General features: G+C 44.2%; 12 protein-coding genes, 2 tRNA genes and 3 rRNA genes. 7 read left to right on the forward strand and 10 right to left on the reverse strand.

The window, feature by feature from the left end; translation table 11 throughout:
- Positions 1–5: 5 nt before the first annotated feature.
- Positions 6–827, reverse strand: coding sequence for a hypothetical protein (locus CDG61_RS03595; RefSeq protein ID WP_087551312.1), 822 nt, complete (start codon positions 825–827; stop codon positions 6–8).
- A gap of 99 nt (positions 828–926) precedes the next feature.
- Between CDG61_RS03595 and gspE the strand changes: the two genes are divergently transcribed.
- Together gspE and CDG61_RS03605 are read left to right on the forward strand one after the other, a co-directional pair.
- The gene (gspE, locus tag CDG61_RS03600) at positions 927–2,414 is read left to right on the forward strand and encodes a type II secretion system ATPase GspE (RefSeq protein ID WP_087551311.1); all 1,488 of its coding nucleotides are present in this window, start codon (positions 927–929) and stop codon (positions 2,412–2,414) included.
- Positions 2,415–2,626: 212 nt separating this feature from the next.
- The gene (locus CDG61_RS03605) at positions 2,627–3,139 is read left to right on the forward strand and encodes an SMI1/KNR4 family protein (protein WP_087513018.1); all 513 of its coding nucleotides are present in this window, start codon (positions 2,627–2,629) and stop codon (positions 3,137–3,139) included.
- A 163-nt stretch (positions 3,140–3,302) separates the two neighbouring features.
- On the opposite strand, the gene CDG61_RS03610 is transcribed toward CDG61_RS03605, so the two are convergent.
- From CDG61_RS03610 to CDG61_RS03635, 6 genes are all read right to left on the reverse strand, one after another.
- Positions 3,303–3,728 carry an organic hydroperoxide resistance protein gene (locus tag CDG61_RS03610; protein ID WP_087513017.1) on the reverse strand — a complete coding sequence of 142 codons (426 nt, stop codon included), beginning with the start codon at positions 3,726–3,728 and terminating at the stop codon, positions 3,303–3,305.
- Positions 3,729–3,969: 241 nt separating this feature from the next.
- Positions 3,970–4,356, reverse strand: coding sequence for a DUF4951 domain-containing protein (locus tag CDG61_RS03615; RefSeq protein ID WP_087551310.1), 387 nt, complete (start codon positions 4,354–4,356; stop codon positions 3,970–3,972).
- A gap of 96 nt (positions 4,357–4,452) precedes the next feature.
- A complete protein-coding gene (locus CDG61_RS03620; RefSeq protein WP_087551309.1) occupies positions 4,453–5,277 on the reverse strand; it encodes a carbon-nitrogen hydrolase family protein in 825 nt (274 codons plus the stop codon).
- 24 nt (positions 5,278–5,301) lie between these two features.
- Positions 5,302–5,823: an anti-anti-sigma factor GigB gene (gigB, locus tag CDG61_RS03625; RefSeq protein ID WP_087513014.1), complete on the reverse strand. Its 522-nt coding sequence runs from the start codon at positions 5,821–5,823 to the stop codon at positions 5,302–5,304.
- Positions 5,824–5,936: 113 nt separating this feature from the next.
- Entirely contained in the window at positions 5,937–6,905 is a 969-nt protein-coding gene (gigA, locus tag CDG61_RS03630; RefSeq protein ID WP_087513013.1) for an RsbU family protein phosphatase GigA, read from the reverse strand.
- Between the two features lie 101 nt (positions 6,906–7,006).
- Positions 7,007–7,906 (reverse strand): VacJ family lipoprotein, encoded by a 900-nt coding sequence (locus CDG61_RS03635; RefSeq protein ID WP_087551308.1) that lies wholly within the window; start codon positions 7,904–7,906, stop codon positions 7,007–7,009.
- A gap of 555 nt (positions 7,907–8,461) precedes the next feature.
- On the opposite strand from CDG61_RS03635, the gene CDG61_RS03645 reads away from it, so the two are divergent.
- The 5 genes from CDG61_RS03645 to rrf all read left to right on the forward strand — a co-directional run bounded on the left by CDG61_RS03645 (position 8,462) and on the right by rrf (position 13,790).
- Positions 8,462–9,998: ribosomal RNA gene (locus CDG61_RS03645) — 16S ribosomal RNA — on the forward strand.
- A gap of 59 nt (positions 9,999–10,057) precedes the next feature.
- Positions 10,058–10,134 (forward strand) — tRNA-Ile (locus CDG61_RS03650).
- Positions 10,135–10,178: 44 nt separating this feature from the next.
- Positions 10,179–10,254, forward strand: a tRNA-Ala gene (locus CDG61_RS03655).
- Positions 10,255–10,605: 351 nt separating this feature from the next.
- A 23S ribosomal RNA gene (locus CDG61_RS03660) occupies positions 10,606–13,499 on the forward strand.
- A gap of 176 nt (positions 13,500–13,675) precedes the next feature.
- Positions 13,676–13,790: ribosomal RNA gene (gene rrf, locus CDG61_RS03665) — 5S ribosomal RNA — on the forward strand.
- The 16S, 23S and 5S rRNA genes sit together here with 2 tRNA genes alongside, the layout of an rRNA operon.
- Before the next feature lie 72 nt (positions 13,791–13,862).
- Here the strand turns inward: rrf and CDG61_RS03670 are convergent.
- From CDG61_RS03670 to CDG61_RS03680, 3 genes are read right to left on the reverse strand one after another with little or no spacing between them, the layout of a single operon-like run.
- Complete coding sequence (locus CDG61_RS03670; protein WP_087551613.1) at positions 13,863–14,294, reverse strand: roadblock/LC7 domain-containing protein; 432 nt, start codon at positions 14,292–14,294, stop codon at positions 13,863–13,865.
- An 11-nt stretch (positions 14,295–14,305) separates the two neighbouring features.
- The gene (locus CDG61_RS03675; RefSeq protein ID WP_087551612.1) at positions 14,306–14,848 is read right to left on the reverse strand and encodes a GTP-binding protein; all 543 of its coding nucleotides are present in this window, start codon (positions 14,846–14,848) and stop codon (positions 14,306–14,308) included.
- Positions 14,849–14,857: 9 nt separating this feature from the next.
- Positions 14,858–15,820 carry a hypothetical protein gene (locus tag CDG61_RS03680; protein ID WP_087551611.1) on the reverse strand — a complete coding sequence of 321 codons (963 nt, stop codon included), beginning with the start codon at positions 15,818–15,820 and terminating at the stop codon, positions 14,858–14,860.
- Positions 15,821–15,860: the final 40 nt, after the last annotated feature.

Genomic DNA, 15,860 nt, shown 5'->3' on the forward strand with positions numbered 1-15,860 from the left:
TACTCCTAAAAGAATGAATCAAACATATTGAACAGCGCACCACCCGGTGAACGTGGCGGATGCACATAAACCACTTCACCAGCCAGAGGCGGTGTCCGGTTTTCAATACGGACACGGGCAGGGCGGTCATTACCTTCATACAGCACTTTAATCTGTGAGGTCCACAGACGTCCTGTGCTTTCACTGTGAAATAAAGGCAAGGCAGGGACAGGCACATTCATACGGTCAAAACGCAGCTGATGATTACTGACATTATGAAAATCAATGGGAGTGACTGCACGAAAAGCACGGGGTTTTAAGGACTTCAGCTCGGTACGTCCATCGACTGCTGTGGCATAACACATTTCCCCTGAGCGGTGGTCAGGTCCAAACCAGGTGTCTTTAGGCTGAATAACAGGAATATCAAACAGGGGTTCTTTCTGCGCCTGCACAAAACCTGCAACCCAGAGGGGTGTACTGATATAGAGCGTCCCACGCTGCCCAGCAGGAATGTAAATAGGGTCTACAGGACGGATCACCACCGAGCGGTCAGCAAGTCTCGGCATGAGCTGAAATGTATTGTGTGTTTCGCGGAACATATAGCGTTCAACATGCACAGGCTGTGGAAAACCAAAACTGACATCATTGATGCAGCTCCACTGCTGTTCATAGTCATACTGGAACTGTGGACGATAATATTCCAGCCGCCATTCCTGTAGGCCACGGGTCAGACGCATCATCATCGAGCCAAACTGCCAGGCCTTGGACTGATACAGCTCAAACTGCTGTTCACCCCACCATTTCAGATTTGGAAGTTCGGGTTCCAGGTGTTCAGTATTTTTTGACAACTCTACTTTCCCTATATCTTTAAATCTTAAAAACAGACTTCACGCTGTCATGCGCTTAGAGTACACTCAAAACAAGTTTAATCATTAATATAAGTTGTAATGCAAGCGCTTAAACAATTACAAATACCATATAGTTTTGCAAAAAGACATGGCGTGCTGATCCGTTACGAAGGCGATCAGGCTTATATTGTCCGCCGTGAAAACACGCCTTTGTCTGCGATTCAGGAAGCCCGCAGATTTCTTGGCTATGTGGCACAGCATCAGCTGTATACAGATCAGGAATTCAATAAAATTCTGAGTTCAAGTTTTGCAGGAGACACAGGGGAGTCTCAGCAGGTGGCAGCAGGGCTTGAAGACCATCCTGATTTACTCAGTCTGGCAGATCAGGTACCTGAAACTGAAGATCTGATGGATCAGGAAGATGATGCTCCTATTGTCCGTTTAATCAATGCTTTGCTCTCAGAAGCAATCCGTGTCGGTGCATCCGATATTCACATCGAAGCATTTGAAAAGAAACTGTCCGTGCGTTTACGGGTTGATGGTCAGTTGCGGGAGATTGTCCAGCCACGCCGTGAACTTGCACCTTTGCTGGTTTCACGTATTAAAGTCATGGCAAAACTGGATATTGCTGAAAAACGTATTCCTCAGGATGGACGTATTTCCTTGCGTCTCGCAGGTCGTGAAGTGGATGTCCGTGTATCGACCCTGCCATCGTCACATGGTGAGCGTGTTGTGATGCGTTTGCTGGATAAGCAGGCAGGACGTCTGAATATGACCCACCTTGGGTTAATGCAAAGTGACTATGATCGTTTAACGACATTGGTTCACCGACCGCATGGCATTATTCTTGTTACAGGTCCTACAGGTTCAGGTAAGACCACGACTCTGTATGCTGCTTTATCTGATTTAAATGATGGCTCTAAAAACATTCTGACTGCTGAAGACCCGATCGAGTATCAGCTGGAGGGGATTGGTCAGACGCAGGTCAACACCAAAGTGGATATGACTTTTGCCCGTGCTTTAAAAGCCATGCTCCGTCAGGACCCGGATGTAGTTATGGTCGGTGAGATCCGTGATCTTGAAACGGCAGAAATTGCAGTTCAGGCATCACTGACAGGTCACCTGGTATTATCCACACTGCATACCAATACAGCCATTGGTGCTGTGACCCGTTTAAAGGACATGGGGATTGAACCGTTCCTGCTGGCGAGTTCACTTATTGGTGTGATTGCACAGCGTCTGGTTCGGACTTTATGTTCGCATTGTCATACGTGGCGTGAAGCTGACAGCTTTGAAAAAGATATTTTTAAACCTGTCAGCTCTGAGCTGATTTTAAAACTTCCAGTACCGAAAGGTTGTGATCATTGTTCCCATACGGGTTTTACAGGGCGTACCGCAATTTATGAAATTGTACCTGTGGATGAACAGATGAGACGTTTGATTCATGGCAATGCGGCTGAATATGAGCTTGAGGAATATGCGCGCCGTGAGGCAGGTTCAATCCGTGATGATGGTTTACGTAAAGTATTGGCAGGTAAAACTACGATAGAAGAAGTTTTACGTGTGACCAATGAAGCGGCAGAGTAATGTTTTTGTTTACTGCACCTAATGAAAATCGTGGAACAATGGTTGAATACCAGGCGTGAAACGTGAAAAATCCATAAAAGGCCTAATTTGTAATAATTGGGCTTTTTATTGCATGATAAGGTTATGATTTAAAATAGGAAATTAAATCTATTTCGCATAAGGTGTATTATGTTGATTTTAGAGAAAGTTAAAAGTATTTGAGAGCGTAATAAATGAATAGTATTCATGAAATTATAGAAAAAATACAAAATGAATGGGAGATCGAACCTAAGAAAGCTATTCATAAAGGTATTGAATGTCCCTTTCCTTTACGATGTTCATTAAATCCAAAAAACAAAATTTACCCACTAATACTTCAAACACTTTTGCCAAAAGCATTAGAGGATTTTTATACAATATCTAATGGTGCAGATCTATTTATAGATCAAGAATATGGACAATGGGGATTAAAATTATATCCTTTTGAGGAGATAACTTTTGCTTCAAAAATTTATAAAAGTAGTCGAAAGGCTGATGCTCTTCAAAGTGACTTAATTATTGGGGAATTTTATGGAGATTCAGACTTATTGTTAGTTCGATGTGATCCTGATAGTGATGATTACGGCTCTATTTTGGTTGTCTTACCTATAGATCAACGACAAGATTGGTATATTGTTGCCAATACTTTTGAAGAGTTCATTAATAAATTTTATGAATCTCAGGGTGATAAATTCTGGGAACATTAAAGTATATGTCGGATATTAGCTCCATTTAATATAATGGGTGTTATGTGAAATAATTTCTCTATTTCTATTTAAAATCAAATAATTAATTAGATATTGGTCTCTTGTTTAAAAAAGCCGATTATAAAAATCGGCTCCTGAGCAATCATCTAAATTATTTAATACATCAAACAATTACATTGAGCGTCACATCAATATTGCCACGGGTTGCATTGGAGTACGGGCAAACGATATGCGCAGCATCCACCAGTTTTTGCGCTTCCGCTTGTTCCAGACCTTCCAGGTGAATATTTAACTTCACTTCAATCCCAAAACCTGTAGGAATAGGACCAATGCCGACTTCACCTTCAATGTATGCATCAGGTGTAATTTTTAATTGATCACGGTTGGCTACAAACTTCATTGCACCCAGGAAACATGCCGAATAGCCCGCAGCAAAAAGCTGTTCAGGATTGGTTCCACCACCTGCACCGCCCATTTCCTTTGGCACAGCTAATTTTACATCTAAAATATTATCGGAAGATGTCGCACGACCATCACGACCACCTGTTGCTTTGGCATGTGCGGTATAAACAACTTTTTCTAAAGACATCTCTGTTCCCTGTTATCTGAGTCTGAAAACATATCCTGAATGAAAATATCCAGAGTGTGCGCAGTTATTTTGTAAAAAATGGGAGGGTAATGTTTACAGGATGTGTTTGAGTTCTAGCCTGAGCAGCTGAGTTTTATGGTCAGAATAAAAGAAAACAGTGGTTTGATCTGAGCAGGTATACAGATATCGCTTATCCATTGATGAAAAGGCATCACCAATGGATAGATCAGTCAGACCTGTTTTACCATAACTCTGCAATTTTTTTCATGAGTTTTGCACGAAGTGGTGCAGCAGGGTTTCCAGGATTCCGCAGTGTTTCATTTTCATAAAACTTTTGCCAGGTCTGAACCATTTCCAGGCTGACTCCCTGATGCTTAAAACCATTCACATCCTGGGCAGTGATATTGTTCAGTCGTTTTTCAGCACCATCAGGTCCCGTTCCCCAGCCAATAATTCCCTGACCAAATTCAGGCAGTTTCATATTGCCAGGTGTAGGAGGTAACGGCAGTCGTTCAATTGAAGTGTTCAGCTGTGCAGAAGGGCGCAGGTCTTTGGAAATGGCTGTATCTGCAAAACTGGTCATAGAGATTGAAAGAAGCAGGGTTGCGATAAGGGAAATTTTAAGCATGGAAATTTATAAAATAAAATGAGAATCATTATTATATGTGAAATGTTTTAATAATTTTATGGAAATAACAGAAATTTTTAAACAGTCGTGAATGGATCAGTAGTTCAGCAGGACACGATGTTGCATCAAGGGCATGGAAGCACGGACAGCATTCTGTTCAGCCAGGTCAAATGGTACGGTAATCAGTTGAGCACCTTCGGCATGAACAATGTCCAGGAGCTGACCACGACTGTTTGCTGCACCTGCATGTCCCCAGGTCTGACGTTTTTCACCGTGCCAGCCCTGCTGAGCTGCACCAAGTACTTCACACTGACTGTCCATAGCCCGAGCCTGTAACAGTAACTGCCAGTGCATCTGACCGGTTGTATAGGTGAACGCTGCTGGTGCAGTCAGTATATTTGCACCTCGGGCACGAAGTGTTAAAGCCAGTTCAGGAAAACGCAGGTCATAACAGACCATTAAGCCAATATTGCCAAAAGGTGTTTTTGCTACAACCACATCTGTACCAGGTTCAAAAAACATGGATTCCTGATAACCACCGACGGCATCACCCACCTGCACATCAAACAGATGGATCTTGTCATAACGGGCTTCTGTCCGTTCAGGACTGATGCACAGGCTGACCGTGCGGACACGGCCATCTTCAATCACAGAACCATCTGGACGGAAAGGGCATGGGAGTGTGCCTGCTACAATCCAGATCTGATGCTGATGTGCCAGCTGCTCAAGCCGTTGCTGAATTTCTTCAAAACGGGCAGCGGTTTCACGTTGTTTACCTGCGGCAAAGCAGACAAAATTCTCCGGAAAAACAATCAGGGAAGCACCCTGAGCTTTACTTTGCAGAATCAATGACTCAATCACACTGAAGTTTGCTTCAATGTCATTCTGAGAGTTCATCTGAACAATGGAAAGTAAAGTCATGTGTTGTCCCTGTAGATCTGGAAATTAAGCGTTTTGCTTGGCAGATGCTGAATCCAGGTTAACCTGTTCCTTTTCAAGCTGTTTTACCAATGGCTCAAACATATTCTGGTTGTTTTCATTGAGCTTCATCAGTGTTTTGTGGGCGTCAAGAACTGTACCCAGCATTGTACCGTGAGTGATGTTGTCATCCAGTAAAGCCTGTGTGCAGACATTTGGATCACCGCAGTAATTTAAAATCACAAAAACCTGACCCAGCCCCATGCTGTTTGCAAGAGTTGTAATATCAGGGTTTGTAGACAGCATAACTGCCTGAATATGGTGAACCTGTTTCAGTTTTAAACCGAGTTTCGCCAGGATTCCAAGAACAGTACTGTCAATGAACGTAGTTTCTGTTAAATCAACGATAGCGCCGACTACATTTTGCTGCTGTTCAATTCTGTTTAAAAGTTTGTCTAGACTGATGCAGGATTGGGCACGCACTTCGCCAATAAGCTTAAAAATATGCGTTCCATTCAAGCTTGCATATTCAACATGACCTGTTGACATAAAAATGCCATTTGCAGAGAAGGATGTGAAAATTATCACATAGGGACACTTCAGACTCAAGTAGCCTGGAGTCGTATTGCATGTTAAAAAAACTTAACTGTTTGAAAATTAAATTAATTGATTCGACGTAAACTTAGTATGGCAATGTCATCTGCAACATGATCAGGGGCCTGGAATGATTGATTCTGCAAATGGTAGACCAGTTTTTCAAACTGTTCGTTGAGACCGCCGTCGAAAGGTTCCAGTGCGCCATCTGAACAGATAATGAACCGTGCATGGCGGTTCAGGATACATTCAAATTCTTCAACTTCCAGGTCTTCAGTCAGTCCTAAAGGAAAGCTGCTGGTATTCAGAATACGGGGTGTCTGATTGGGTTCAAAAATAATGGCAGGAGGATAATGTCCGGCACTGGACCAGCGCAGCTGATGAGTCTCCAGGTTCAGAACACCAGCAATCATGGTGATGTGCTTTTCAATATTTTCCTGAACCAGCATGCCGTTGAGTTTCTTGATTAGTTCGCGCGGGGTTTTGGAGCGACCGTGAAAGGCTGCCATCCATGAGGTCAGCAGACTGCTTGTGACACCATGCCCAGAAACATCCGCCAGATAGAACATCAGCTCTTTATCGCTGATTTTCCAGTAGTCATACCAGTCCCCGGACAGATAAGCCGATGGCTGAAACAGCGTTTCAACTTTATAGTTAATCAGTTCGATGGGATTGGGTAACAGGCATTTCTGAAGATCGGCAGCGGAAGGCAGGTCACGGCTGTCCTGATTCCTTTTATATTGCGCATCAATTTTCTGTAGCGCATGTTCAGGATTTGCAGGCAGACGGCTCCATGTCCAGCCAGCAAGCGCACCCAGTTCCCAGGCCTGGGAAAGGGCAGTGCCTTCATTATCAAAAGCAATCACAACTGTCGGTAATGACCATTGATAAGTCAGAAAGTCCTGAACATCTGCAATAGCAATAATCGTTGGATCATACAGGTCAATATCTTCAATATGTATCATCTGAACACCGGGTAATGTATTAATTACCTGATTCAGAAAGGGAATATCGCGTGTTGGCTGAATGAAATACATAAGGTCTGTGATTGATCCAATGCGTACCTGAAAGGACTACTATAACAATCAATTGAGTACCAAAGGAAGATGATGCCACCTTTGGTATGAATTTTTACAAATTATTCGGATGGATTCTGAGAGGATTCTGAGTCTTCATCAGAGAAGTCATCGCCATCATCTATAAAGGAAACAGCTCCTGCATCATCCCCTTTTTTCTGTGCGATTTCGAACTTTTTATGTTGTAGATAGATATCACGGATCGCAGCATAGCGGTCGCCCTGAAGCACGCTTTCAGCATCGAGCAGATTGGCACGGGTATCAATACCGCCCCAGATGGTATTTCCCCAGGCTAAACCATCCTGATTATTATTGTCGAAAATATAAGTCAGTGGTTTTGCATAAGACTCAGCAGGATAGTCGAGTGCATTACGGAAAGTGCTTGGTCCAAGGACTGGCAACATAATATACGGACCACTTGGTACGCCATAATAGCCCAGTGTATCTCCCAGACTTTCTTCTTCTGTGGACAGTCCAAGTCTGCGGGCAGGATCAGCAAGACCCAGTGTCGTCACTGTATTGATGGTTACGCGAGCCAGTGTTTTTGCTGCACGGGTGAAGCGACCCTGTGCAACCTGGTTAACAGCATTCCACGGTTCTCCCATGTTTTTGCGGAACAGACGATAAGAGCCACGGACATTTTCAGGAACTTTAGCTTTATATTGAACTGAAACAGGACGGATGACATGACGGTCAACACTGTCATTCAATGCATAAATCTGACGGTTCAAGGGTTGTAATGGATCTTTGATTTCATCAGGCTGTGCTGCATTTGCATCAACTTTTAAATCTTTAGCCTTAATATTCTTTAATTCTTTCAGTGATTCAAGGCGAGGGTATTTAGGCGCAGCTTCGCTGACGGTTCCTTCTTCAACTGCATTTGCATCGGTTGAATTGGCAAAAACAGGGGAGACAAGCCCAATGCTGAGTAAACTTACCCATAAATATTGAGAATATTGCATATATAAAATCCTGAGTCCTGAATTCAGAAAAAATTAATCGTCGATTAAAGTCGTTATGAATTCATCTTAAAGCATATGAATGATGCGTATTAAAACAAATTTGCTTAAAAAATGTAGATAAATAAGATAAATTGTGTAAAAACCCACCAAACAAGATAAAAAACAAAAAAAAGATGTCTGAGGGGGTTGTGTCTGCTCTGAAATGCTGTAGAATGCACATCCATCGGCGGTGATGAAGATTAAAACTTCTGATAAAACAGTGGCTTAGCATAGAATGGTTAAGCTGGGTTTTAGAAAGAAAGTTTAAAATAATTTACATTACATGTTGACTTTGAAGAGATTCAGAGTAATATAGCCGACCTAGCTTGATGCTGACGAAGCATCGAGAAGATCATTAAGAGAATATGAAGAACAACTTGTGTGGATTTTTACTGATTGATCGATCGAAATTATTTTCATTGATTGATGGTTTAAATTACTCGAAGTTTATTTGAGAGAATTTGTCAGAAAATTGATGAGCCAAGATTGGCACCCTTTAAGGTGCTAGCAAGTATTAAACTGAAGAGTTTGATCATGGCTCAGATTGAACGCTGGCGGCAGGCTTAACACATGCAAGTCGAGCGGAGAGATGTAGCTTGCTACTGATCTTAGCGGCGGACGGGTGAGTAATGCTTAGGAATCTGCCTATTAGTGGGGGACAACATTCCGAAAGGAATGCTAATACCGCATACGCCCTACGGGGGAAAGCAGGGGATCATTAGACCTTGCGCTAATAGATGAGCCTAAGTCGGATTAGCTAGTTGGTGGGGTAAAGGCCTACCAAGGCGACGATCTGTAGCGGGTCTGAGAGGATGATCCGCCACACTGGGACTGAGACACGGCCCAGACTCCTACGGGAGGCAGCAGTGGGGAATATTGGACAATGGGGGGAACCCTGATCCAGCCATGCCGCGTGTGTGAAGAAGGCCTTTTGGTTGTAAAGCACTTTAAGCGAGGAGGAGGCTACTCTGGTTAATACCCAGGGATAGTGGACGTTACTCGCAGAATAAGCACCGGCTAACTCTGTGCCAGCAGCCGCGGTAATACAGAGGGTGCGAGCGTTAATCGGATTTACTGGGCGTAAAGCGTACGTAGGCGGCTTTTTAAGTCGGATGTGAAATCCCTGAGCTTAACTTAGGAATTGCATTCGATACTGGGAAGCTAGAGTATGGGAGAGGATGGTAGAATTCCAGGTGTAGCGGTGAAATGCGTAGAGATCTGGAGGAATACCGATGGCGAAGGCAGCCATCTGGCCTAATACTGACGCTGAGGTACGAAAGCATGGGGAGCAAACAGGATTAGATACCCTGGTAGTCCATGCCGTAAACGATGTCTACTAGCCGTTGGGGCCTTTGAGGCTTTAGTGGCGCAGCTAACGCGATAAGTAGACCGCCTGGGGAGTACGGTCGCAAGACTAAAACTCAAATGAATTGACGGGGGCCCGCACAAGCGGTGGAGCATGTGGTTTAATTCGATGCAACGCGAAGAACCTTACCTGGTCTTGACATAGTAAGAACTTTCCAGAGATGGATTGGTGCCTTCGGGAACTTACATACAGGTGCTGCATGGCTGTCGTCAGCTCGTGTCGTGAGATGTTGGGTTAAGTCCCGCAACGAGCGCAACCCTTTTCCTTATTTGCCAGCACTTCGGGTGGGAACTTTAAGGATACTGCCAGTGACAAACTGGAGGAAGGCGGGGACGACGTCAAGTCATCATGGCCCTTACGACCAGGGCTACACACGTGCTACAATGGTCGGTACAAAGGGTTGCTACCTAGCGATAGGATGCTAATCTCAAAAAGCCGATCGTAGTCCGGATTGGAGTCTGCAACTCGACTCCATGAAGTCGGAATCGCTAGTAATCGCGGATCAGAATGCCGCGGTGAATACGTTCCCGGGCCTTGTACACACCGCCCGTCACACCATGGGAGTTTGTTGCACCAGAAGTAGGTAGTCTAACCGTAAGGAGGACGCTTACCACGGTGTGGCCGACGACTGGGGTGAAGTCGTAACAAGGTAGCCGTAGGGGAACCTGCGGCTGGATCACCTCCTTAACGAAAGATTGACGATTGGTAAGAATCCACAACAAGTTGTTCTTCATTGATGTATCTGAGGGTCTGTAGCTCAGTTGGTTAGAGCACACGCTTGATAAGCGTGGGGTCACAAGTTCAAGTCTTGTCAGACCCACCATTCTGACGAATCAGCACAGAAACAGATATATCGGGATCTTAACTGGGGACTTAGCTTAGTTGGTAGAGCGCCTGCTTTGCACGCAGGAGGTCAGGAGTTCGACTCTCCTAGTCTCCACCATCACATTAAGTGAAGTTCTGAATTATAGAATTTAGTGAATATGACATCATCTGATTTCAGTTTATTAAGTTCTGTGATTTATCACAGTTTGCTACCTGCTGACGAGGCGGTAGTTAATCATTAACAGCATATATTTGAGTTGAAATAAATTGTTCATACTCGTTTCAAGTAGGCAACTACAAGAAATGAGAAACTAGCGATTAAACTGAATCAAGCGTTTTGGTATATGAATCTAATTGAAGCTGTACAGTGATTAATTTCACAGACGCCAACTGTATGAGAGTGATGAGAAATCGTCGCGATCTGTTGCTCATCCTACTTGTAGGGATGAACGACTGTTTGGGGTTGTATAGTCAAGTAATTAAGTGCATGTGGTGGATGCCTTGGCAGTCAGAGGCGATGAAAGACGTAATAGCCTGCGATAAGCTCCGGGGAGGCGGCAAATATCCTTTGATCCGGAGATTTCTGAATGGGGAAACCCACCTGCTATAAGGCAGGTATCGTAACATGAATACATAGTGTTGCGAGGCGAACGAGGGGAAGTGAAACATCTCAGTACCCTTAGGAAAAGAAATCAATTGAGATTCCCTCAGTAGCGGCGAGCGAACGGGGAACAGCCCATTAAGTCATATAAGCTTTAGTGGAATGCTCTGGGAAGTGCAACCATAGTAGGTGATAGTCCTGTACGCGAAAGGGCTTATATGATGATGTCGAGTAGGGCGAGGCACGTGAAACCTTGTCTGAATATGGGGGGACCATCCTCCAAGGCTAAATACTCCTGACTGACCGATAGTGAACCAGTACCGTGAGGGAAAGGCGAAAAGAACCCCTGTGAGGGGAGTGAAACAGATCCTGAAACCGCATGCATACAAGCAGTGGGAGCCGACTTGTTCGGTGACTGCGTACCTTTTGTATAATGGGTCAGCGACTTACATTCAGTAGCAAGGTTAACCGTATAGGGGAGCCGTAGGGAAACCGAGTCTTAATAGGGCGTTCAGTTGCTGGGTGTAGACCCGAAACCGGGTGATCTATCCATGAGCAGGTTGAAGGTTGGGTAACACTAACTGGAGGACCGAACCCACTGTCGTTGAAAAGCCAGGGGATGACTTGTGGATAGGGGTGAAAGGCTAATCAAACTCGGTGATAGCTGGTTCTCCCCGAAAGCTATTTAGGTAGCGCCTCGGACGAATACCATTGGGGGTAGAGCACTGTTTCGGCTAGGGGGTCATCCCGACTTACCAAACCGATGCAAACTCCGAATACCAATGAGTACTATCCGGGAGACAGACTGCGGGTGCTAACGTCCGTAGTCAAGAGGAAAACAATCCAGACCGCCAGCTAAGGCCCCAAAATTATAGTTAAGTGGGAAACGATGTGGGAAGGCATAGACAGCTAGGAGGTTGGCTTAGAAGCAGCCACCCTTTAAAGAAAGCGTAATAGCTCACTAGTCGAGTCGGCCTGCGCGGAAGATGTAACGGGGCTAAAACTATATGCCGAAGCTGCGGATTTGCAATTTATTGCAAGTGGTAGGGGAGCGTTCTGTAAGCCGATGAAGGTGGATTGAGAAGTCTGCTGGAGGTATCAGAAGTGCGAATGCTGACGTGAGTAACGACAAAACGGGTGAAAAACCCGTTCGCTGAAAGACCAAGGGTTCCAGTCCAACGTTAATCGGGGCTGGGTGAGTCGACCCCTAAGGCGAGGCCGAGAGGCGTAGTCGATGGGAAACTGGTTAATATTCCAGTACTTGTGTGTAATGCGATGAGAGGACGGAGAAGGTTAAGTCAGCCTGGCGTTGGTTGTCCAGGTGGAAGGATGTAGGCATGTATCTTAGGCAAATCCGGGGTACTCTATGCTGAGATCTGATAGCAAGCTGTACTTGTACAGTGAAGTGGCTGATACCATACTTCCAGGAAAAGTCTCTAAGCTTCAGTTACACAGGAATCGTACCCGAAACCGACACAGGTGGTCAGGTCGAGTAGACCAAAGCGCTTGAGAGAACTCTGCTGAAGGAACTAGGCAAAATGGTACCGTAACTTCGGGAGAAGGTACGCTGCCGGCGGTGATGGGATTTACTCCCTGAGCGGCCAGCAGCCACAGAAACCAGGCCCCTGCAACTGTTTATTAAAAACATAGCACTCTGCAAACACGAAAGTGGACGTATAGGGTGTGATGCCTGCCCGGTGCTGGAAGGTTAATTGATGGGGTTAGCGTAAGCGAAGCTCTTGATCGAAGCCCCAGTAAACGGCGGCCGTAACTATAACGGTCCTAAGGTAGCGAAATTCCTTGTCGGGTAAGTTCCGACCTGCACGAATGGCATAATGATGGGGGCGCTGTCTCCAGCAGAGGCTCAGTGAAATCGAATTCGCCGTGAAGATGCGGTGTACCCGCGGCTAGACGGAAAGACCCCGTGAACCTTTACTGCAGCTTGACATTGAACTTTGATCTTACCTGTGTAGGATAGGTGGGAGGCTTTGAAGTAGTGACGCCAGTTGCTATGGAGCCATCCTTGAAATACCACCCTGGTAATATTGAGGTTCTAACTCTGTCCCGTTATCCGGGACGAGGACCATGTCTGGTGGGTAGTTTGACTGGGGCGGTCTCCTCCTAAAGAGTAACGGAGGAGTACGAAGGTGCGCTCAGCGTGGTCGGAAATCACGCGTAGAGTATAAAGGCAAAAGCGCGCTTAACTGCGAGACCCACAAGTCGAGCAGGTACGAAAGTAGGTCTTAGTGATCCGGTGGTTCTGTATGGAAGGGCCATCGCTCAACGGATAAAAGGTACTCTGGGGATAACAGGCTGATACCGCCCAAGAGTTCATATCGACGGCGGTGTTTGGCACCTCGATGTCGGCTCATCTCATCCTGGGGCTGAAGCAGGTCCCAAGGGTATGGCTGTTCGCCATTTAAAGAGGTACGCGAGCTGGGTTTAGAACGTCGTGAGACAGTTCGGTCCCTATCTACCGTGGGCGCTGGAAATTTGAGAGGATCTGCTCCTAGTACGAGAGGACCAGAGTGGACGAACCTCTGGTGTACCGGTTGTGACGCCAGTCGCATCGCCGGGTAGCTATGTTCGGAAGGGATAACCGCTGAAAGCATCTAAGCGGGAAGCCTACCTCAAGATAAGATTTCCCTAGGACTTTATGTCCTCTAAAGAGCCGTTGAAGACTACGACGTTGATAGGCTGGATGTGGAAGCACGGTGACGTGTGAAGCTGACCAGTACTAATTGCTCGTGAGGCTTGACTATACAACACCCAAACAGTTGTTGTATGAAGCTCAGTTGATTCGATATTCATCAGAATGACTTGATTCAGAATCGCAACAGTATGACAATGTTCCAACTCAGATAGAGCTGTTAATAACTCATTTGGAAAAAGCATTGGCATCTAAATAAGACCAAAGCAAGTATCCATAAACAGTTGTGCTGGCGACAATAGCAAGAGTGAACCACCTGATCCCTTCCCGAACTCAGAAGTGAAACCTCTTTGCGCTGATGGTAGTGTGGGGTTACCCATGTGAGAGTAAGTCATCGCCAGCTCATTATTCTAAAAACCCCCGCAGTCAATACTGCGGGGGTTTTTTTTATTGTCCAGTGAAAAGATATAAAGGATCAGGTAGGCTGAAATGCTTCAGCATGCGACCGGATGTTACTGCTGGCTGTCTTCAGTGAATATAGTAACTGTCCTAACAGAATATCCTTATCTGCGAGCGCAACAATAATCATTGGGTGATTTGCAGAGTTTACCGATGTTAAAATGGCTTTACCATTATCCGCATCCAAAGTAATGGTCTGACAGCCATCAAGGTGAATTTCCTGCATAAATGCAGCAACCATAGCCAGGATTGAACTACATACTGCAGCAAGTTTACTGTTATTGTAAATATCCTTTTTATGAATGGATGCCAGTTCAAAACCATCTGTAGAACACAGCATAATGAAATTGATCCCCCTGACATTTCTGATGATTTCTTCAATTTCTGATTTTGCTTGCTGAATCAGTTCAATTGGCGCATTCCGCAGTTTATTTTTCAGTGCAAACATGGGTATAGCTCCTAAGTTGTAATGTTATGGTTAACTTCAACTGAAGTGATTAAAGCTTCGAGTAAAAGGAGAACGTCTTCTTTTTTACGCGCATCAATGAAAAATAAAGGAGAGAACAGTTCTTGTTGAACCAGCCAGTTTTTATAAATATTGGTTGAGTGTTTTGATTCAAGGTCAGTATGGGTAATCCCAATAGCGATGTTGTCTGTATAGTTCTGGAACGTATCTAAGTAGTTTTCAAGCTCATGCAGAGGATTTTCGATGCTGTGATCAATTAAAATGATTGCACCAATTGCACCTTTACAGATGACTGACCAGATAAAGTCAAATCGACTTTGTCCAGGAGTACCATAAAGACCAATTTTTACACCATCCTCAAGCGTTACTTCGCCATAATCAATACCAACGGTTGTTTCCATTTTCTGGTGACTTTGAGTATCCGTGTTAAATGCTTCCGTCAGAAGGACAGGGATATCTGAAAGTGATCGGATAGCTTCGGTTTTTCCTGCACCCATGGTGCCAGCAAAAACAATTTTATATTGTTGTAAAATCATAGATACTCCTTAGAATCCAAATTTCTTCCGTATTTTTCCAAAAAAACTTTTTATTAAACTTTGATCATCTTTTTTATCTTGAACTTCAGGAGTTGGTGGGGTGAAATGTTTATCCCATATATTAATTTTTACTGCATTATTCATTGCCAGGTTTGTTGCAATAAAGCGGATAATCAGCTGCTGTGAAATATTAAAATGATCTGCAATTTTTGAAATTTTTGCTCCCTGTATAAAAACAGCTGAAAGCTGGAAAATCAGTTTCTTATTTTGTATATCACCCGGTTTAGGCCAGCTTAAAATTTTAAAATGGCCATCGTCAGGGGCAATCATTTTCAGTAGTTCAGGTGAATTCCAGTAAAAATTCCATAACCAGTCCTGTAAGATATATTTTTCCTTACGGTAGATTTTCATAAAATCATCTGTATTCGCCAGATCATATGAAAAGGATGAGTCAGTCCCTGTCTTTTTACGCTCTGGAATGATCCATATTGTATTCAGATCTGGTTTAGCTATCCCTATGGAGCCATACGCATCAAACAGATGCAGTTTTGCATGGTTTTCAGGATTAAGTACTTCACTCAGATATTCTTCATCTATTTCATGTGCTTCAATATGATTTACAGTTTCAGCTTCAGGTATCTGTTCCTGATTCAGAACGTGATGATTGATCCATTGAGATAGCTCATCATGATTGTTTACCGGAAAATTTAATACATTATTGGTTAATTGTTGTTGCTGATGATGTTTTGTAATTTTTAGCCAAGGGAAACATTTTTTATTAATTATTCTTTGAATACCCTCGGTTTCATAAAATGTTTCATGAATAAAAAGGCAGTCAATATTAGGATCAGTTGCGGTTATCCATTTAATTATATAATCCTGAGGTATCATATTGCGTAACTGGTTTTTCAGCTCTTCGGAATGAGAGAGGCTGAGTCCTGCAATCGCAATATTGATATATTGCTTACTCATAATTTTCTCTGTAAATACATGGTACTTTTTTGATTGGCAG

The organism is Acinetobacter sp. WCHAc010052, from assembly GCF_002165295.2.
GTDB lineage: Bacteria > Pseudomonadota > Gammaproteobacteria > Pseudomonadales > Moraxellaceae > Acinetobacter > Acinetobacter chinensis.

Coding starts and splice junctions, on each gene's coding strand:
- gspE (WP_087551311.1), top strand. CDS start 927: ATGCAAGCGCTTAAACAATTACAAATACCATATAGTTTTGCAAAAAGA.
- CDG61_RS03605 (WP_087513018.1), top strand. CDS start 2,627: ATGAATAGTATTCATGAAATTATAGAAAAAATACAAAATGAATGGGAG.
- CDG61_RS03610 (WP_087513017.1), bottom strand. CDS start 3,728: ATGTCTTTAGAAAAAGTTGTTTATACCGCACATGCCAAAGCAACAGGT.
- CDG61_RS03615 (WP_087551310.1), bottom strand. CDS start 4,356: ATGCTTAAAATTTCCCTTATCGCAACCCTGCTTCTTTCAATCTCTATG.
- CDG61_RS03620 (WP_087551309.1), bottom strand. CDS start 5,277: ATGACTTTACTTTCCATTGTTCAGATGAACTCTCAGAATGACATTGAA.
- gigB (WP_087513014.1), bottom strand. CDS start 5,823: ATGTCAACAGGTCATGTTGAATATGCAAGCTTGAATGGAACGCATATT.
- gigA (WP_087513013.1), bottom strand. CDS start 6,905: ATGTATTTCATTCAGCCAACACGCGATATTCCCTTTCTGAATCAGGTA.
- CDG61_RS03635 (WP_087551308.1), bottom strand. CDS start 7,906: ATGCAATATTCTCAATATTTATGGGTAAGTTTACTCAGCATTGGGCTT.
- CDG61_RS03670 (WP_087551613.1), bottom strand. CDS start 14,294: ATGTTTGCACTGAAAAATAAACTGCGGAATGCGCCAATTGAACTGATT.
- CDG61_RS03675 (WP_087551612.1), bottom strand. CDS start 14,848: ATGATTTTACAACAATATAAAATTGTTTTTGCTGGCACCATGGGTGCA.
- CDG61_RS03680 (WP_087551611.1), bottom strand. CDS start 15,820: ATGAGTAAGCAATATATCAATATTGCGATTGCAGGACTCAGCCTCTCT.